Source organism: Rhodospirillaceae bacterium (assembly GCA_016712715.1).
Classification (GTDB): domain Bacteria; phylum Pseudomonadota; class Alphaproteobacteria; order Dongiales; family Dongiaceae; genus Dongia.
On the sequence record JADJQM010000003.1, the window covers coordinates 1,022,742 to 1,042,509 of the forward strand.

At 62.4% G+C, this 19,768-nt stretch carries 11 protein-coding genes and 1 pseudogene; 5 read left to right on the plus strand and 7 right to left on the minus strand.

Features of this window, described 5'->3' with window-relative positions; genetic code table 11:
* Window positions 1–3 precede the first annotated feature (3 nt).
* The gene (locus tag IPK59_22480; protein MBK8161397.1) at window positions 4–705 is read right to left on the minus strand and encodes an IclR family transcriptional regulator; all 702 of its coding nucleotides are present in this window, start codon (window positions 703–705) and stop codon (window positions 4–6) included.
* 159 nt (window positions 706–864) lie between these two features.
* Here IPK59_22480 and IPK59_22485 point away from each other — a divergent pair, with 159 nt between their 5' ends.
* The 3 genes and pseudogenes from IPK59_22485 (at window position 865) to IPK59_22495 (ending at window position 7,222) form a co-directional block, all read left to right on the plus strand.
* Window positions 865–2,004 (plus strand): aminopeptidase P family protein, encoded by a 1,140-nt coding sequence (locus IPK59_22485; GenBank protein ID MBK8161398.1) that lies wholly within the window; start codon window positions 865–867, stop codon window positions 2,002–2,004.
* An 18-nt stretch (window positions 2,005–2,022) separates the two neighbouring features.
* Complete coding sequence (locus IPK59_22490; protein MBK8161399.1) at window positions 2,023–5,628, plus strand: hydantoinase B/oxoprolinase family protein; 3,606 nt, start codon at window positions 2,023–2,025, stop codon at window positions 5,626–5,628.
* Window positions 5,629–5,817: 189 nt separating this feature from the next.
* A pseudogene (locus IPK59_22495) lies at window positions 5,818–7,222 on the plus strand (FAD-binding protein).
* A gap of 299 nt (window positions 7,223–7,521) precedes the next feature.
* On the opposite strand, the gene IPK59_22500 reads toward IPK59_22495, so the two are convergent.
* Window positions 7,522–9,552 (minus strand): aminopeptidase P family protein, encoded by a 2,031-nt coding sequence (locus IPK59_22500; GenBank protein MBK8161400.1) that lies wholly within the window; start codon window positions 9,550–9,552, stop codon window positions 7,522–7,524.
* 237 nt (window positions 9,553–9,789) lie between these two features.
* Here IPK59_22500 and IPK59_22505 point away from each other — a divergent pair, with 237 nt between their 5' ends.
* Window positions 9,790–10,458 carry a DUF1127 domain-containing protein gene (locus IPK59_22505; protein MBK8161401.1) on the plus strand — a complete coding sequence of 223 codons (669 nt, stop codon included), beginning with the start codon at window positions 9,790–9,792 and terminating at the stop codon, window positions 10,456–10,458.
* A 73-nt stretch (window positions 10,459–10,531) separates the two neighbouring features.
* Here the strand turns inward: IPK59_22505 and IPK59_22510 are convergent, their stop codons facing one another.
* Window positions 10,532–11,416, minus strand: coding sequence for a 50S ribosomal protein L11 methyltransferase (locus IPK59_22510; GenBank protein MBK8161402.1), 885 nt, complete (start codon window positions 11,414–11,416; stop codon window positions 10,532–10,534).
* An 11-nt stretch (window positions 11,417–11,427) separates the two neighbouring features.
* Complete coding sequence (locus tag IPK59_22515; protein ID MBK8161403.1) at window positions 11,428–13,710, minus strand: UvrD-helicase domain-containing protein; 2,283 nt, start codon at window positions 13,708–13,710, stop codon at window positions 11,428–11,430.
* 104 nt (window positions 13,711–13,814) lie between these two features.
* Here IPK59_22515 and IPK59_22520 point away from each other — a divergent pair, with 104 nt between their 5' ends.
* Window positions 13,815–14,960 carry a succinylglutamate desuccinylase/aspartoacylase family protein gene (locus IPK59_22520; GenBank protein MBK8161404.1) on the plus strand — a complete coding sequence of 382 codons (1,146 nt, stop codon included), beginning with the start codon at window positions 13,815–13,817 and terminating at the stop codon, window positions 14,958–14,960.
* 106 nt (window positions 14,961–15,066) lie between these two features.
* On the opposite strand, the gene IPK59_22525 is transcribed toward IPK59_22520, so the two are convergent.
* From IPK59_22525 to IPK59_22535, 3 genes are all read right to left on the minus strand, one after another.
* Entirely contained in the window at window positions 15,067–15,444 is a 378-nt protein-coding gene (locus tag IPK59_22525; protein MBK8161405.1) for a response regulator, read from the minus strand.
* A gap of 202 nt (window positions 15,445–15,646) precedes the next feature.
* Window positions 15,647–18,637 carry a PAS domain S-box protein gene (locus IPK59_22530; GenBank protein ID MBK8161406.1) on the minus strand — a complete coding sequence of 997 codons (2,991 nt, stop codon included), beginning with the start codon at window positions 18,635–18,637 and terminating at the stop codon, window positions 15,647–15,649.
* Window positions 18,638–18,864: 227 nt separating this feature from the next.
* Window positions 18,865–19,752, minus strand: coding sequence for a 4-(cytidine 5'-diphospho)-2-C-methyl-D-erythritol kinase (locus IPK59_22535; protein ID MBK8161407.1), 888 nt, complete (start codon window positions 19,750–19,752; stop codon window positions 18,865–18,867).
* Window positions 19,753–19,768 lie beyond the last annotated feature (16 nt).

Sequence of the window (19,768 nt, forward strand, 5' to 3'; positions counted from 1 at the left end):
CGCCTATAGCAGCAGTGCCTCGATCCGCCGTGCCTCGCTGCGCAACGCTTCCAGCAAAGCCGGCTTGCGCGCCGCGCTGATCCGCGCCGATGAACCATGGATGCTGAGCGTTGCCTGGATGCGGCCCAGCGAATCAATGAGCGGCAAGGCGATCGCCACCGTGTCCGGCGTGAACTCATCCTCCTCGGTTGCATAGCCCTGGCGGCGGATCTCCCTGAGCTCCTTCTCCAGCCGCTTCAGATCGCTGATCGTGCGCGACGTCATCTTGGTGAGGTTGAGCGTCTCGAAAATGGCCGCCCGCACATCGATCGTCGAAAAGGCGAGGAAGCATTTCCCCGATGCCGTGCCATGCATGGGCAGGTCGCGGCCTTTGAGCGCCGTCGTCTTCAGCACGACATTGCCCTTGAGACTCTCGGCCACGATCATCGAGGTGACGGAGGGGACCAGCAGATTGACCATCTCCCCGGTCTGCTGGCAGAGGCGGATGAGCGAGGGGCGCGCCAGCATGATGATGTCGAGCCTTGCCTCGACCTTGCGCCCGAGTTGCAGCAGCCGGACCCCCAGCCGGTAGCGGCGCTCGCCCCGGATCTTCTCCACCAGCCGGAGGTCGGCGAGGCTTTCGAGGAGGGTGAAGGCGGTGGTGGGCGCCAGATTCACCGCCCGGGCGATGTCGCGCAGCGGCAATCCCTCGAAGGGTCCCGCCAAAAGGACCCCCAGGATGTCATTTGAGCGTTTTAGGGCCTGGATTCGGACCGGTTTCACCACCCCATTATTCGACAATGTCGAATAAATGTCACTTCCCTCTTTGGCCGCCGGCGGTGGCGTGGTCCGGTGGGACGACCCTGTTCTTGCCGGAGTTGACCCATGCCGCTCCATTTCGACCGATCCGAACTCGCTGCCCGCCGCGCCATCCTGCGCCGCCGATTGGCCGCCGAAAATCTCGACGGCCTGCTGATCTTCCGCCAGGAAAGCATGTACTACCTCACCGGCTACGACACGTTCGGCTACGTCTTTTTTCAATGTCTCTACATCGGCGCCGACGGTGAAATGTTCCTCCTCACCCGGAAGCCCGACCTGCTGCAGGCGCAGCTCACCTCCGACATCGAGACCATTCACATCTGGAAGGATGAAGCGGGCGCCGATCCGGCAAGTGACCTGAAACGCCTGCTGCGCAAGGGCAAACATCTCGGCATCGAACTCGATGCCTACGGCCTCACCGCGCAGAACGGATTCCGGTTGAAGGAGGTCCTCGATGGATTCTGCACCCTCACCGATGCGTCGCGCCTGGTGACGGAACAACGGTTGATCAAGAGTCCGGCGGAGATTGCCTATGTTCGCCGCGCCGCCGAGCTCGCCGACGATGCGCTCGATGAAGCGCATCGCCTGACGAAACCCGGCGCCGACGAAGGTGATATCCTGGCGGCGATGCAGGGTGCTGTGTTCAAGGGCGGCGGTGATTACCCCGGCAATGAGTTCATCATCGGTTCAGGCCCGCAGGCACTGCTCGTGCGCTACGCGTCTGGCCGGCGCAAGCTCGACGCCCAGGATCAACTGACCCTCGAATTCGCCGGCGTCTACCGCCACTATCACGCCTGCCTGATGCGCACGATCCTGTTGGGCGAGGTCAGCCAGCGGCAGCGCGACATGCACTTGGCGGCGGTGGAGGCGATGGCGGCCTGCATCGAGGCGATCAAACCTCGCCGCACCTTCGGCGATGTCTTCGCCGCCCATGTGAGGAGTGTGGACAAATCGGGCTTCGCCGATTGCAGGCTCAATGCTTGCGGCTACAGCCTGGGTACGACATTCTCCCCCAATTGGATGGACTGGCCGATGCTCTATGCCAACAACCCGGTGGAACTCCAACCGGGCATCGTGCTCTTCCTCCATATGATCCTGGTCGACGGCGCGCGCGGTCTTGCCATGAATCCGGGCCAGACCGTGCTGGTGACGGAAGATGGTTGCGAGATTCTGTCGCGCCACGGCCTGGATCTGGTGGTGAAATAAGCGAGTGATGAGTGTGTGATGAGCAACTGGCAGTTCTGGATCGATCGCGGCGGGACCTTCACCGACATCGTGGCGAAGGCGCCGGATGGCAAGCTGATCACGCATAAGCTGCTGTCCGAGAATCCGGAACGCTACCGCGATGCCGCCATGGCGGGTATTCGCGCCATATTGAGCCTCGGTGCTGACGACGCGCTGCCGGCGAGCGTCGGCGCCATCAAGATGGGGACGACGGTTGCCACCAACGCGCTTCTAGAACGCAAGGGCGAAGCCGTGGTGCTGGCGGTGACCCGGGGCTTCAAGGACGCGCTCCGCATCGCCTATCAGAACCGGCCGAAGATCTTCGCGCGCAAGATCGAGCTGCCTGAACTGCTGCACCGGGATGTGATCGAGATCGAAGAACGAGTCGATACCCATGGCAAGGTGCTGACGCCGCTCGACATCTCCAAGGCGCGCGTGGATTTCCAGGCCTCTTATGACAAGGGCTACCGAACTATCGCGATCCTGCTGATGCATGGATTTCGCTATCACACCCATGAGGCGGCGCTGAAAGAATTGGCGCAGGAGATCGGCTTCACGCAGATATCGGTCAGCCACGAGGTATCGCCGCTGATGAAGCTGGTGAGCCGCGGCGATACCACGGTGGTCGATGCCTATCTGTCGCCGATCCTGCGGCGCTATGTCGACCAGGTGGCGCGCGAGATCGGCAACAAGACCACGCGGCTCATGTTTATGCAGTCGAATGGCGGCCTGACCGATGCTGGCAATTTCCAGGGCAAGGACAGCATCCTTTCCGGCCCCGCCGGCGGCATCGTCGGTGCGGTGGAAACAGCGCGCCAGGCCGGCTTCGACAAGATTATCGGCTTCGACATGGGCGGCACCTCGACCGATGTCTCGCATTACAACGGCCAGTTCGAACGCACCTATGAGGCGCAGGTGGCTGGTGTCCGCATGCGGGCACCGATGATGCTGATCCACACCGTCGCGGCCGGTGGTGGCTCGATCCTGCATTTCGATGGCAGCCGCTTCCGCGTCGGCCCCGATTCCGCCGGTGCCAATCCTGGCCCGGCGAGCTATCGCCGCAACGGACCGCTTGCCGTCACCGATTGCAATGTGATGATGGGCCGGCTCAACCCGGATTTCTTTCCGAAAGTCTTCGGCCCCAATGGTGATCAGCCACTCGACCGCAACGTGGTGGTCGAGAAGTTCACCAAGCTCGCCGCCGAGATTTCCAAGGCCATCGGCCAAGAGCGGCGCGCCGAAGACGTGGCGGAGGGCTTCCTCGACATCGCCATCGCCAATATGGCCAATGCGATCAAGGAAATTTCGATCCAGCGCGGTTATGACGTTTCCAAATATGCGCTGGCCTGTTTCGGCGGCGCCGGTGGTCAGCATGCCTGCCGGGTTGCCGACGCATTGGGCATGACGCGGATCTTCCTGCATCCCCTGGCCGGCGTACTCTCGGCCTATGGCATGGGCCTCGCCGACATGCGCGCCATCCGCCATAAGACCATTGAGGCCGCCCTCGACCAGCATCTGGTGACGGCGCTGGCCGTCGAACTGGATGCGATGGCGGAGGCGGCGCGCAGCGACATCGCCGCACAAGGCATCGATCCGGAGAACATCCACACTCTCCTCCAGGTGCATCTCAAATATGCCGGGACGGATTCCGCGCTCATCACCAATTTCGGCACGGCCTTGGAAATCCAGGCCGGCTTCGAGGAATCGCATCGCCAGCGTTACGGTTTCATCGTGCCGCACAAGAAGCTGATCGTGGATTCCATCTCGGTCGAGGCGATCGGCAAGACCGAGCAGGTCGAGGACGCTTTGCTCCCCGCCGGCACCAGGGACGCAGCGCCGCTGGCCAGCGTTCCGTTCTGGGCACAGGGCAAGCCGCTCACAGCACCCGTCTATGACCGCGCCAGTCTTCGTCCCGGCCAGCAGATCGATGGCCCGGCCATTATCCTCGAGCCGATCTCGACCAATATTGTGGAACCCGGCTGGCGCGCTGTGCTCAACGACCGCGGCCATCTCGTCATGGAGCGCTATATCGTCGCCGTGCGGACCCATGCCATCGGTACCTCGGTCGATCCGGTGATGCTGGAGATCTTCAACAATTTGTTCATGTCGATTGCCGAACAGATGGGCTCGACCCTGGAGAAGACCAGCCATTCGGTGAACATCAAGGAACGGCTCGACTTCTCCTGCGCCTTGTTCGACGGGCAAGGCCACCTCATCGCCAACGCGCCGCACATGCCGGTGCATCTGGGTTCGATGGGCGAGAGCGTCGAGAGCGTCATCCGCGCGCACAGGACGCCAACCGGCACCGATATGCAGCCCGGCGATGTCTATGTCTTGAACGCGCCCTATAACGGCGGCACGCATCTGCCCGACATCACGGTGGTGACGCCGGTTTTCGACGAGGCCGCGAAAGACATCCTCTTTTATGTGGCATCACGCGGCCATCACGCCGATATCGGCGGGCTGACGCCGGGCTCGATGCCGCCCTATAGCCGCACGGTCGAGGAGGAAGGCGTCCTCATCGACAATGTGAAACTGGTCGATCGCGGCATCCTGCTGGAAGCGGAGATGCGCCAGCTGCTGGGCTCCGGCAAATATCCGGCGCGCAATATCGACCAGAACATCGCCGATCTGGGCGCGCAGGTCGCTGCCAATGAAAAGGGTGTGCAGGAACTCCATCGCATGGTGGGGCAGTTCACCCTGCCGGTCGTGCAGGCCTATATGGGGCATGTAAAGGACAATGCCGCAGAACAGGTGCGCCGCGTCCTCGACCGCCTGACCGATGGCAGCTTCGCCTATGACATGGATGATGGGGCGGTGATCAAGGTCAGTGTCACCGTCGATCGCAAGGCGCGGCGGGCGAAGATCGACTTCACCGGTACCTCGGACCAGCTCGGCACCAATTTCAATGCGCCGGCGGCGGTGGCGAAGGCTGCCGTGCTCTATGTCTTCCGCACCCTCATCGACGACGACATCCCGATGAACCAGGGCTGCCTGGAACCGCTCGACATCGTCATTCCGGATGGCTCGATGCTGAAGCCGAAATATCCGGCGGCTGTCGTGGCCGGCAATGTCGAGACCTCGCAATGCATCACCGATGCGCTTTATGGGGCGATGGGGGTGATGGCGGCGGCCCAGGGCACGATGAACAACTTCACCTTCGGCAATGCGCGCCATCAATATTACGAGACGATCTCCGGCGGGTCGGGCGCCGGGCCGGATTTCAACGGCACCGATGCCGTGCAGACCCATATGACCAATTCGCGTCTGACCGACCCGGAGGTGCTGGAATTCCGCTTCCCCGTGCTGCTGGAGGATTTCCATATCCGGCGCGGCAGCGGCGGCAGGGGGCAGTTTCGCGGCGGCGACGGTGTGGTGCGCCGGGTCCGCTTCCTGGAACAGATGACCGCCGGCATGCTGTCCGGCCACCGCGTGGTGGCGCCCTATGGCCTAAAAGGCGGCGGCGAGGGTCAGCTGGGGCGGAATTCCGTCATTCGGACGGATGGGCGGGTGGAGGTGCTGAAAGGCACCGACGGCGCCGAAATGTCGCCAGGCGATGTCTTTCTTGTCGAGACGCCGGGCGGCGGGGGGTATGGTAAGGGTTAATAGGTCGGTTCGGGATCTGAGCTCAAGCACCCCTCACCCCAACCCTCTCCCCGCTATCGCGGGGCGAGGGGGTTCTGCCAAGCGTGTTGCGAGCCCCTCGCCCCTCTGGGGAGAGGGGTTGGGGTGAGGGGTCTTCGGAGAGCTCAGCAAACCTGAAACGATGCCTGAGCAATTTCTAAGGATAAACCCATGACGGCCGCACCCGTGCTGAAACAACGCAACCTCAATGTCCCCGATCTTGTCCTCGCCCTGCAGCGCGTGCTGCAGCCGGATCAGGTCAGCACCAATGCCGGCATCCGCGAACGCCACGGCCATGACGAATCCTATCACGAGGCCCATGCGCCCGATGTCGTCGTGTTCCCGCATACGACCGAGGAAGTGGCCGCCATCGCCAAGATCTCGGCCGAATACGGTGCGCCGATGATTCCGTTCGGTGTCGGTACCGGGCTGGAAGGCCATGTGGCGGCACTTGAGGGCGGCATCTGCATCGACATGGGCCGCATGAACAAGGTGCTGGAGGTCAATGCCGACGATCTCGACGTGAAGGTGCAGGCCGGTGTCACGCGCAAGGCCCTCAACGCCTATATCAAGGACCAGGGTCTGTTCTTCCCGATCGATCCCGGTGCCGACGCCACCATCGGCGGCATGACGGCGACGCGGGCCTCGGGCACCAATGCTGTCCGCTACGGCACCATGCGCGAGAACGTATTGGGTCTCACCGTGGTGATGGCCGATGGCCGCATCATCCAGACCGGCGGCCGCTCGCGGAAATCGGCGGCGGGCTATGACCTCACCCGGTTGTTCGTGGGATCGGAAGGCACGCTCGGCATCATCACCGAAATCCGCCTGCGCCTTTACGGCGTGCCGGAGGCGATGGCGTCCGCGGTGGCGAACTTCCCTGATATCGGGTCGGCGGTGAACACGGTCATCCGCATCATCCAGAGCGGCATTCCGGTGGCGCGCATCGAGCTTATCGACGAGGTGCAGATCGATGCCATCAACAAATATTCGAAGCTGAGCTTCCCGGTGCGCCCGACTTTGTTCTTCGAATTCCACGGCACCGAGGCCGGTGTTGCCGAGCAATCGGAGATGGCCAAGGAGATCGGCGCCGATTTCGGGATGAGCGATTTCACCTGGACCATCAAGGCCGAGGAGCGCAGCAAGATGTGGCAGGCACGCCACGACGCCTTCTATGCCGGCCTCGCCCTGCGCCCCGGCGCCAAGGGCTGGCCCACCGATGTCTGCGTACCGATCTCGCGCCTCGCCGATTGCATCCTGGAGACCAAGGCTGATGTCGCGGCATCTGGATTGCTGACACCCTTGGTCGGCCATGTCGGCGACGGCAATTTCCACCTCTGCATTATCCTCGATCCGGAAGACAAGGAAGAAGCCGCGCGCTCAGGCGTTGACCGACCGCCTGGCCCACCGTGCGATTGCCATGGGCGGCACCTGCACCGGCGAACACGGCATCGGCTTCGGCAAGATCGCATTCCTCGAAGCGGAGCACGGCTCGGCGGTGGCGGTGATGCGGCAGCTGAAGACGACGCTCGATCCGGACAACCGGATGAACCCGGGCAAGATTTTCCGGGCGTAGGCTACTTTCCTTAAGATAGCTTGCCCGCAAAGTGGGCATCCACGACTTTCCATCAACACCGCAAAATCAGGATACCCGCACCAAGTGCGGGCATGAGGGTGTCTTACCTGCTAACCTCCCCTCAGGGGAGAGAATGCGAGGTTGTGCCAAGGGGATCTCATCTCCCTCTCCCCCTCGGGGAGAGGGACGGAGTGAGGGCCTGGGAACGGACTCGTTGAAGGATCCCCCTCACCCGCTCGCTTTGCTCGCCACCCTCTCCCGCGAGGGGAGAGGGTTCACATAGCGCGGTGAGAGTTGAGCTAGATCGCGCGCGTTGCCTGCTGCAGCCAGGCGAGATCATCGCCTGAGAGCTGCGGCGCCAGCGCCTCACGCACGCGGACGTGATAGGCGTTCAGCCAGGTGATTTCGCTTTCCGTCAGCAGCGATTTCTCGATCGCATTGAGATCGATCGGCGCCAACGTCAGCGTTTCGAACTCCAGCATATCCGGGAAGGCTTTGCTTTCCTGCACCACGACGAGGTTCTCGATGCGGATGCCGAATTCGCCTTCCTTGTAATAGCCGGGCTCGTTCGAGATGATCATGCCGGGTTCCAAGGCCGTGCGGTTTGGCACCTTTGAGATGCGCTGCGGGCCTTCATGGACCGAGAGGTATGAGCCGACGCCGTGGCCGGTGCCGTGGTCGTAATCAAGGCCCACTTCCCACAAGGGACGACGCGCCAACGCGTCCAAGGCTGAGCCGGTCGTGCCGCGCGGGAAGCGCGCGGTGCCCAAAGCGATATGGCCCTTCAGCACGCGGGTGAAGCAATCCTTCATCTCCTGCGTGGGCGTGCCCACCGCAACCGTGCGCGTGATGTCCGTCGTGCCGTCGAGATACTGCCCGCCGGAATCGATGAGGTAGAGCGAGTTGACCGGGATCTCGCGCTGGGTTTCCGGCATCGCATGATAGTGGCAGATGGCGCCGTTGGGGCCGGCGGCGGAGATGGAATCGAAGGAGAGGTTGCGGAAATATTCGTTGGGGTGGCGGAACGAGGCCAGCTTGTCCGAGGCCTCGATCTCCTTGAGGCCGCCCTTGGGCGCGGCATGGCTGAGCCAGGCGAGATAGCGCGCGACCGCGGCGCCGTCGCGGGTATGGGCGTTGCGCGAGCCCTGTACCTCGACCGCGTTCTTCGCGGCCTTGGGCAAGGCACAGATGCATTCAGCGACGGTTACGCGGGCACCTGATTTGGCGAGCTTGTCATGGACCCATTCGGAGGCCGTGGCGGCGTCGATGGCGACCACGCTCTTGCCAGCACCCAGCGTGGTGAGGCCATCGGCGAAAGAATCCGGTGATGCCACTGCGACCTCGTTGCCGAGATGGGCGAGGGTCTGCGGTGTCAACTTGCGGCGGTCCATGAAGAGATCGACGCGGGCATCGTCATGGAGGATGGCAAAGCCCAGGGCAAACGGTGTGCGCGGGACATCGGCGCCGCGGATGTTGAGGAGCCAGCAGAGAGAATCCGGGCCTGAGATGATGGCCGCTGCCTTGCCCTCCGCCTTCAGCTTGGCAGCGAGCGTCCGGCGTTTCTCGGCCGTCCCTTGGCCCGCAAATTTGAGATCGTGGGGCAGCACGGCGGAAATCGGGTCGGCCGGGCGGCCGGCCCAGATCTCATCGACGGGGTTGCTGTCGACGGCCACCAGTTCCGCGCCGACCTTGTTGGCGGCGGCCCGGAAGCGCTGCGCCTGGTCCGGGGTGAACAGCCTGGGGTCGAAACCGATCTTGTCGCCCTTCTTCGCTTCGGCGGCGATATAGCCATCGGCCGGCTCGGTCACGAGGTGCCTATATATATAGAGCGAGGGGTCGACCTGCTCCTTCACCTGGATGGTGTAGCGCCCGTCGACGAAGATCGCCGCCTTGTCGGCCAGGACAACCGCCATGCCGGCCGAGCCGGTAAAGCCGCTCACATAGTTGAGACGCTCGGCGTTCTTAGGAACATATTCCCCTTGATGCTCATCGGCCCGGCCGATGATGAAGCCGGCGAGGCCTCGGCGGGCAAGAGCCGCCCGGAGCAGAGCGAGACGCGCGGCAATCGGTGGGGTCTGGGTGACCGGCTCGCGGGATTCGCGGTCGCGGCGGAAGGCCTGCAGCTGGGCAACCAGGGCCGGGCTGGGGTTTTCCACCACCAGGTCGATCCAGGCGTCGGGCCGCTCACCCGCCGGCGCGGCGCCGATCCCCGGCAAAAGTTCAGTAAGAGCGTTAATATTCACATGGGCTTGGTGTTTTTTAAGCAGTCCAGAGAGAGCCTCATCCCCTTGATAGGTCTCGCGGCAGGCTGAATCCGGGGAGGTTACCATCTCGATCTCCAAATTAACCATAATTAGTGTGACAGCTAAGTCACTATTCCGTCTTAATTACTTCTTAGTGATATGCGTCACACTGCCATCTTTACCATTTTGCATGCGCTGAACGCATTGCTGCGATGCGGCGAAACCACTACTAAACGAGTCGGGTTAAAGCTACATTCCGGCTGTCCGCAAAACAAGTGATGGCAACGGTGCCATCTGAATTTAGAGCCGGATTGGAAGGTTACTATGAATCGGATCGTGATCAATCAGAACGTGACGTCGCATGGGCTGCAAACGCCCGCCGTCGCTTCCCGTGAAATTGGTTTTGCCGCGTTTGCACGCTTCGGCAAGGCCCTCACCGACACGGCGCGCCGCATCTATGCGCGTACCCAGTTGGAAAACGAACTTTACGGCCTCGATGACCGTTCGCTGAACGACATCGGTGTTGCCCGTGGCGCCATCCCGGCCCTGGTCCGTGATGCCCTGCCGCATGGTGAAGAAGGCAATCTGTTCGCCGAATTCAGCCGCCTGGTCGTCAACGGCGTCATGCGCCCGGCGATCGACTGGAACCGCCGCCGCAAGGCGCGCGCGACCTTGGCTGCTCTCGACGACCGTTTGCTGGCTGATATCGGTCTCGCCCGCCATGAGATCGATGCCCATGTGGCCCGTCTCTCCGGCGCCATCAACGGCCCGCTCCCCGCGGCTGTCGCGGCGATGGAAGAAGACGTCACCGCCCCGCTGAAGGCCTGGTCGGCCGCGCGCGCGACGGTGAAGGAATTGTCGCGCCTGACCGATCGCCAGTTGATGGATATCGGCGTCATCCGCGGCGACATCAGCGACCTCGCCGGCGACCTCGCCGAACGTGGCCTCGCTGCGAACACCAATATGCAGGCTTCTGCCCCGAAGGCTGCCTAAGACTACTCAGTTTTCCCTAAGTAGTGCGCCGAAACGGCGGTCCGGGTCACCGGGCCGCCGTTTTGCGTTTGGGCTACTTCTTGGCCTTCCGCTTCAACACCAGCACGGACCAGTCGTTCTGGCGGAGGCGGAAGTCGAGCTCGAGCCCAACGGCCGCATGGGCCGCCAGCACGTCCTTTTCCTGAGTCTTCAGGAGCCCTGAGAGAATGGCCCTGCCATTCCTGGCGAGGTTCTTCGCAAGATCCGGCGCGAGCGAGATCAGCGGATTGGCGAGGATGTTCGCCGTCACGAGATCATAGGGCCCGCCGTTGCGGATCGCCGCCGCCCGGTAGCCGTCCGACGTCACGATGCGGATCGATTTCTTCAAACCGTTAATGGCGGCGTTCTCACGCGCGACGCGGACCGCGTCCTTGTCATTGTCCCCGGCCAGGACGGGCAGGTGGAAGAGATGATGAGTCGCGAAGGCGAGGATGCCGGTGCCGGTGCCGATATCGAGGGCCTTCTTTACCTTCATTGATTTCGAGAGTCGCAGCAGGGCCTTGACGCAGCCGCTGGTCGTCTCGTGACGGCCGGTGCCAAACGCCATGCCGGCATCGATCTCGAGCGGGATGGTGCCCTTGGGTGCCCGGCCGCGATCATGTTCGCCGTGGATATAGAAGGGCCCCATGCGCAAGGGGGCGAGGCCCTTGCGGCTTTCAGCCAGCCAATCCTTGTCCGGCACCAGGCCGATCGTTGTCGCAAGCTTGCCGAAGGGCTTGAGCGCAGCCTTGACCGCCACCGCCGCCGGTTTCTCTTGCCCGATCACCTCGATATGCCAGCCCTTGCCGCCATCGGTCTCGAAGCTGACCAGGGCTTCGCCGAAGGGTTCCAGCGCCTCCTCGAGAGCGAGGCGCCAGGCGGGTTCCGGCTTGAAGTCGAAATCGACATTGACGGCGTAGAGCTTCACGTTGGTTTTCATAGCATCCTCTTTTACCCGGCCTTCTCGGCCGGGACCACGAAGCCGGCCATGACCTTCTTGACGCCCGCCTTGTCGAAGGAGATTTCGAGCTTGTCGCCTTCCGCGGTCAAGACCTTGCCGTAGCCGAATTTCTGATGAAACACCCGCTTGCCGGAGGGGTAGCTGCCACTTGAAGACGGCAGCACCTCGGCATCGAGATCGATGGTGGGCGGCTTCGGCCGCGCGGTGAACGAACGACCATTGCCGGTCCAGCCGCCTCTACTGGAGTCACTGGCATTCCCACCGAAGGTCATGCTGCCGAAATTGCCGCTCTGCCTGGGGGCGGCGAAGCCGGCGTGATCCTGCCGCTCGACATGTTCCTTGGGCAATTCGGCGAGGAAGCGCGAGGGCAGCGAGTTCTGCCACTGGTTATGGATGCGCCGACTGCCGGCATAGGCGACGATGGCGCGTTTCCTGGCGCGCGTCAGGCCGACATAAGCGAGGCGCCGTTCTTCTTCCAACCCCTTGATGCCGTTCTCGTCGAGGGCGCGGGGATGCGGAAACAACCCCTCCTCCCAGCCCGGCAGGAAGACGGTATCGAATTCCAATCCCTTGGCGCCATGCAGCGTCATGATCGAGAGCTGGTCGCGCGGACTGCCTTCAGTGTTTTCCATCACCAGCGAGACGTGATCGAGGAAGCCTTCGAGGCTTTCGAAATCCTCCAGCGCCCGCACCAGTTCCTTCAGATTCTCCAGCCGCCCCGGCGCCTCGATTGATTTGTCTTGGCTCCACATGGCGGTATAGCCGCTCTCGTCCAAGACGATCTGCGCCAGTTCCGCATGCGGTGTCACCTCGGCCATCTGCCGCCAGCGACCAAGATCGTTCATGAAGCTGGTGAGCGCGCGCCGCGCGGCCGGTTTCAGTTCATCGGTCGAGATGATCTGCCGCGCCACTTCCGGGACCGAGAGCGACTGCACCCGCGAAATCTCGTTCAATTGCTTCAGCGTCGTATCACCAAGCCCGCGGCGCGGCGTGTTGACGATGCGCTCGAAGGCCAGGCCATCGTCAGGCTGATGGATGAGGCGGAGATAGGCCAGCGCATCGCGGATCTCAAGGCGCTCATAAAAACGCGGCCCGCCGATCACGCGGTAGGGGATGCCCAGCGTGATGAAGCGCTCTTCGAATTCGCGGGTCTGGAAACCGGCGCGCACCAGGATCGCGATGTCCTTCAACTCGGTACCATGGCGCTGCTGGGTCTCGATCTCCTCGCCGATCATGCGCGCTTCCTCGGTGCCGTCCCAGGCGCCGAGAATGCGTACCTTCTCGCCCTCGCTCTCCTCGGTCCACAAGGTCTTGCCCAGGCGCCCTTCATTGTGCGCGATGAGGCCGGAGGCCGCCGCCAGGATATGCGGTGTCGAGCGGTAATTCTGCTCCAGGCGAATGACCTTGGCGCCGGGGAAATCCTTTTCGAATTTCAGGATGTTCTCGACCTCGGCGCCGCGCCAGCCATAGACCGATTGATCGTCATCGCCCACACAGCAGATGTTCTTATGCGATTGGGCGAGCGCCCGCAGCCACAGATACTGCGCCACGTTCGTGTCCTGGTACTCGTCGACCAGGATGTAGCGGAACTGTTGCTGGTAACGCTCCAGTTGTTCGGGCGCGGTCCTGAAGATGGTGAGGTTATGGAGCAGCAGATCGCCGAAGTCGCAGGCGTTGAGCGTCAACAGGCGCTGCTGATAGGCGTGATAGAGATCGAGGATGCGCCCGGACGCCACTTCAGCCAGTTCCGCGCGGCTGACCTTGTCGGGGGTGAGGCCGCGATCCTTCCAGCGTTCGATGAGGCCGAGCACCACGCGCGACGGCCAGCGTTGGGAATCGAGACCTTCCGCCTCGATGAGCTGTTTCACCAGGCGCAATTGGTCATCGGTGCTGACGATGGTGAAGTTGGGCTTGAGGCCGACGAGTTCCGCCTGGCTACGCAGGATGCGTGCAGCCAGCGAATGGAAAGTGCCGAGCCACCAGCCCTCGACCGGCCGGCCGATGAGATGGCCGATGCGCTCCTTCATCTCATTGGCGGCCTTGTTGGTGAAGGTCACCGCCAGCAGCTGCGAGGGCCAGGCCAGGCCGGTGGTCAGGATATGCGCGAGGCGCGTGGTCAGAACGCGGGTCTTGCCTGTGCCGGCGCCCGCCAACACGAGGACGGGACCATCCAGCGCCAGCACGGCCTCGGTCTGCCGGTCGTTGAGACCGGCGAGATACGGTGCCTGCAAACTGCCGGTTTCGGGGGCGGTGATTTCGATCGAATCAGTCATGCGCCCTTATAGCATTCCGGCACGAATGTAAGAGCCCCCGCGATCTTGACAGGGCGAGGTCTGATCGGCCCAATGCGGCCGCAAGATTGGGAGAATTTGCGATCATGACCAAGACGATCGAACGGATCTCGCTGGGCTCGATGAGCCCCGGGACGGAGCGTTTCCTGGGTGTCCACCGCTATGGCCAAAAGGGCGCCCGGCCAAAGGCTTATGTCCAGGCATCGCTGCATTCGGACGAAATTCCCGGCATGCTGGCCGCACACCACCTGCTGCGCCTGCTCGATGCCGCCGATGCGCGCGGTGAGATCAAGGGCGAGATCGTCGTGGTGCCCGTGGCGAACCCGATCGGCCTGGGCCAGATCGTCAATGGCAGCCATAGCGGCCGCTATGAATTGCGCGGCGGTGGCAATTTCAACCGGCAATGGCCGGATCTGTGCGATGGGCTGCTCGATGCCGTGCGCCCGAAGCTGGGGCCGGATGAGGCCGCCAATGTGAAGGCGGTGCGGGCCGCCCTTGCCGCCAAGATCAACCAGATGAAGCCCGACACGGAACTGGCCCAGCTGAAGGTGGAACTGGCGCGCCTTGCCTATGATGCCGACATGGTGCTCGATCTCCATTGCGACGATGAAGCCCTGATGCATGTCTACATGCAGCCGGTGCATTGGCCCGACTTCCAGGATCTCGCCGCCGAGCTTGGCGCGGTTGCGAGCCTGCTCTGTGCCGATTCCAAGGCCTGCAGCTTCGACGAGACTTTCTCCTTGCCCTGGACCAAGCTTGCCGAGGCGATCGGCGACAAGTTCCCGATTCCAGCGGCATGCTTTGCGACAACGGTCGAGTTCCGCGGCCAGGCCGATGTGTTCGACGAGATGGCGAGTGCCGATGCCGCCGGCCTCTATCGCTTCCTGCAGCGCCACGGCGCGCTGGCGGGCGATCCCGGTGCAGCGCCGGCACTGCTTTGCGCGGGTACCGATCTCGAAGCCACCGACATCGCACGGGCGACCAAGGCCGGCATCATCGCCTACAAGGCGGCGTTGGGCGCCACGGTGAAGAAGGGCGATCTCATCGGCGAACTGGTCGACCCTTTGGCCGACGATCCCGCCAAAGCCCGCACCGAGATTCGCGCCGGCACCGACGGTCTGATCCTGTCGCGCTGCCTCAAGAAACTGGTCTCCCCCGGCGATGGTGTCGCCATGATCGTGGGGACAAGCAAGCTTGCCCATCGCAAGCCGGGTGCATTGCTGGGGGATTGAGTGTTCCTGGTTCCTGACGTTCGAAAACTCACCCGTTCCTCACCGTGGCGTGGCGCCGGTTCGGACGTGAGGTGTCGCGTTGGCTTGCCTGCCGAGCGGTCCGCGCCTATCCAGCGATGGCCGCTACCAGTGTAGCGAGGCGGACCGGCTTGGTGAGCATCTGCACCTGATTCAATCCCATGGCGCCACCCAGTTTCTCGGCGGCGTTGGCATAGTCCGGATTGTAGCCAGTCAGAACAATGAACTTGGCGACGGCACCCGACTGGGCGAACCAGCGGAGGACCTCAAATCCGTCCATCTCAGGCATCACGATGTCGAGCACGACGACGTCCGGCTTGAACCGGGTAAAGGCCGTGCAGCCACCCTGACCATTGGCGGCCGTTTCCACCGCCCAGCCCTGGGAAAGGGCGGCATCACGGGCAAAGTCGCGAAAGCCCTGATCGTCATCGATCACGAGGACGCGTTTGACGGGAGCGTCTATCATGCTTGTTGCCTGAGGCCTTTTTGGCTGAGGATTTGAGGAATCAGTTGGGCAAGTTGCCCGATTCGAAACGGCTTGGGCAAGAAGCAATCGCCCGCTTGCAGATCGAGGGCCGACTGAGTTGACGTGTCGGCAAAACCCGATGCGTAGAGGGCCTTCAGATTCGGTCGCTGCGACCTCGCCGCACGGACGAGCTCCAGGCCATTCATGCCGCCCGGCAGCACGATGTCGGTAACAGCAGCGCAATTTCCTTGTGCGCCGCCAACTGGGCCAGCGCTTCCGCCGCATCCGAAGCACCGATGCAGCGATAGCCGAGTTTCTGCAACGCCGATATGACATAGGCGAAGACGTCGAGATCGTCTTCGACGACCAGAATGGTCTCGCCACGTCCGGGGCCATCGAAGATTTGATCCAGATCGTCCTCAGCGGCGAGAGCCTCCTTCTTTGATCCAGCGCAGGGAAGGAAAATGCTCACCCTGGTCCCTTGGCCAAGTTCGCTGTCGATTCGGACGAAGCCACCCGACTGTTTCACAAAGCCATGGACCATGCTGAGACCAAGACCAGTGCCCTTACCGACCGGTTTGGTGGTGAAGAACGGCTCGAAGACATGGCTAAGCGTTTCGGCCGACATGCCGCTGCCGCTGTCTGAAACAGCGATCACCACATAGTGGCCCGGCTGCTCGGCATCCGACTGGCCGCCCGCCAATTGAATATCCGACGTCTCGATTACCAGGGAGCCGCCTGTGGGCATCGCGTCCCGAGCATTGATGGCAAGGTTGAGGACCGCAGCCTCCAACTGCGCCGGATCTACTAGGGTCGTGGCCCGACGCGCCAGTGTGCGGATGCTGACTTCCAGGCCACCACCCAAACTGTGTACCAGCAAGGTCTGCATACCCTGGATCAGATCGTTGACGTCGAGCAGTTGCGGCAGGAGCGTCTGCCGACGCGAGAAAGCCAGCAGGCGATGGACCAGCGCAGCGCCACGCTCGGCCGCGACCATCGCGCGTTCCTGCAATTCCAGCGCGCGTGGCTGATCGCCGATATCGAGCGCCAGGAGATCGAGATTGCCGATGATTGCACCGAGCAGATTGTTGAAATCATGGGCGATGCCACCGGTCAACTGACCGACAACCTCCATTTTCTGCGCCTGGTGGAGCGCGGCCTCGGCTGCCCGCTGCGGGGTGATGTCAAGAGCAATGGTACCGACCGCTGACAGGACACCGAAATCATCGGTTATGGGGAAGTGGGTCACCACAAAGTCGCGCGGACCGAGTGCGGTCTGGGTGCGTGCTTCGTAAGTCTCCGGTTTGAGACTGTTCACCAGCCGCCCGATGTGATGATCGACCCGGGCAATATGCTGGGCATCGAAGATATCGCTGGGCAGTCGACCGATAACGTCACGGTCTGGTCCGGCGAAATACTCCAGAAATCGCGTATTGACCATGATGAAGCGGCCATCTGTGTCGCGCAGCGACAAGGTAATCGGCGCATGATCGAATATCGCCCTTAGACGCGCTTCGCTTTCGCGCAATTTCAGCTCGGCCTGCTTGCGCTCGGTGATATCAACGGCAAAGCCGCCAATCGAGGCGATGGCGCCGGCCGCGTCACGGATCGGAAACTCGATCTCGAGACTCCAGTGATAGCGGTCCATTTGAGGAAGTTCGACTTCGCGAGTCACCTCGGCGCCGGTGGCAATCACCTCCTTGCTCATCGCAGCGATGGTGCGGCCTGCTTCATTTGGAATGAGCTCATCGGTGAGATGACCAATGAGTTTCTCCTGGCTGGCGTGATAGCTTGTCGACCCTTCGCGATTGATCATTTGAAGCCGACCATCGATATCCTTGATCGACATGATGAAGGGGGCGTGATCCATGAAAGCATTGAGCCGCGCCTCACTCTGGCGCAGGGCGAGTTCCACCAGTTTTCGATCTGTGATGTCCTGGATCATGCCGAGAGCTTCGATCACGTCGGTTTCATCGCCGGCCATCTGCTCGATAATCTCAACGACATGGCGGATCTCGCCGTCCGCGCGGATGATGCGGTATTCAAGCGGCAGCCGATTGCGCAGGCGCTCGAGATGGGTATGGCGGTAAGCGTGCAGAACGCTGTCGTGGTCCGCCGGATGGACGAAGCGACTGACATAGTCATCGTCGATAACTTCCAGCTCGGCCGGCGTGACACCAAAAATGCTGGCGGCCGCAGCCGAGTACCGAAGGCCCGTATGCCATATACCCCCGTCTGTCTTCTCGCGAGTCCGGTGCCACGTGTAGTGACCGATATGCGCCAGGGCCTGGGCACGGTGTAACTGCGATTCACGCTGCGTGAGAGCGGCGGTCCGCTCCAATACCTGCCGCTCCAGATCGTCGTTCAGCTGGCGCAGGCGGTCGGCGTCGCTACGCTGAACCGTCACATCCTGCAGAGTACCGAACTCCAAGTTGACATCTTTGGCCGCATTGTGGACCGTCTCGCCGGTTTCCTGCACTGTTGCAATGCTGCCGTCAGGCCGGATGATGCGGTACTCGACCACATAACCATCGGGCTTGTGGGTCTCATAGAGATCGAGGACGCGGGCGACGTCATCTGGATGAATGACCGCTTTCAGCGCCTCGAGCGTATCGGCGTTAGGCAATTGCCCGAGGCCCAGGATTTCGATCGCCTGCGGGGAATACTCGATGGTGCCGTGTTGCCAGTCACCAGCCTTCGTCACCAAGCGCCAATGTCCCAGGCGGGCGATTCTCTCGGCATGCTGGTGCCGGGCGGCACTTTCGCGCATCACATCAAGCGCCTGGAATCGTTCAGTGGAGTCGTCGAGGGTCAGCAGGAAGTGCCGGACGGCATCCGCCTCGATTGCCTCCACGCGCAGATCGAACCAGCGCTCGTCGTTCTTGGCGCAGCGCAGTTGTCGACGGGAAAAGGTCGGCAATGTGCCGGCGATGACAGCGCGGATACCGCTGGCAACTTCCCCTGCGACGCCGTTGCCAGCGCTGGTCGCCTGGTCGCACATCTCCAGGAAGTTGTCACCGACGCGGACGTCGCCGGGACCACCGCCGGCCCGTGTCAGGTCGCGCCAGGCACGGTTGGCGGCGATCAGTCTGCCGGTGGCATCCAAAGCTGCAATGCAGATTCCCAGGGCGTCGAGGGTGCCACGAAGAAAGCTCCCGGCCTCGGCCAGCTGGCCGCCGTCCGAGGCACGCATGAGCGATGGGTCGTGCCGCGGCGGATTGTGCCGGCCGTCAGAGGTAGTCGCTGGCGGGGTGAACATGGCGGCTCGTGACGGTGATTGCGGGCTAAACGACAAAATAGCCCGGCACCCCTTTCAGGATGTTTAACAAGTTCCGGCGCCGCGGCAAGTTCCGATCCATTTCAAAGGAATTTGGTCTTGGGAGCCGGTGCATTGGGCCGCTGAAGGTTTCGCGGGCCGGGTTATCGGGCGATCGGTGCCGAGACGGTCCACCAGTTCGGATGCCGTGTCTTGATCTGCCGGTGTGCGGCGTCGGCCGTGGCGGCGCTCTCATAGAGGCCGAAGCAGGTGGCACCACTGCCCGACAACCGCGCAAGCAGGCAATCGTCTGTGGCTTCGATGGCTGCGAGCACATCGGCTATAGCCGGTGTCACGCAGATCGCAGCTTCAGTGAGATCGTTGCGGCACGATGTCCGAATGGCCTCGGCGAACTCGCGTGCGCTTGGGTTGACAGATATGCGTTTCATGCCGGGCGGCAAATTCCAATGGACAGGTGCGGAAAAATCACCGCGACGTGCTTTGAAAACAGCGGGCGTTGGCGTTTCAACGAGAGGATTGACGAGCAGTAGGTAGGCTGGCGGCACTAGCCCTGCCTGCTGCACTTTCTCGCCAACCCCACGCACGAAACATGGCTGTCCCAGCAAACACGCCGGAACATCAGCGCCGAGTGTCTCCGCCAATCGGAACAAAGCGAGGCGATCAACCTCTACCTGCCAAAGATCGATGAGGCTGTACAAAGTAGCTGCGGCATCAGCTGAGCCACCTCCAATCCCAGATGCAAGGGGTAGATTCTTGGTGAGATGAATGGCCGCCCCGTCGGCAACGCCACACATTTCCTGCAATGCCCTTGCCGCACGCAGCACCAGATTGTCAGGGCCGGTCGTCAAGCCAGCTCCGAACGGGCCATCAATCGTCAGGATAAAATCGGCCGCAGGAGAAACGACAATATGATCACCAGCTTCGGCGAAGACTATCATTGAATCGAGAAGATGATAGCCGTCGTCGCGACGACCGACCACATGGAGATAGAGATTGATCTTGGCACAAGCCAGGGCGAGCGGAACAGTCATGATAAATGGCTTTAGA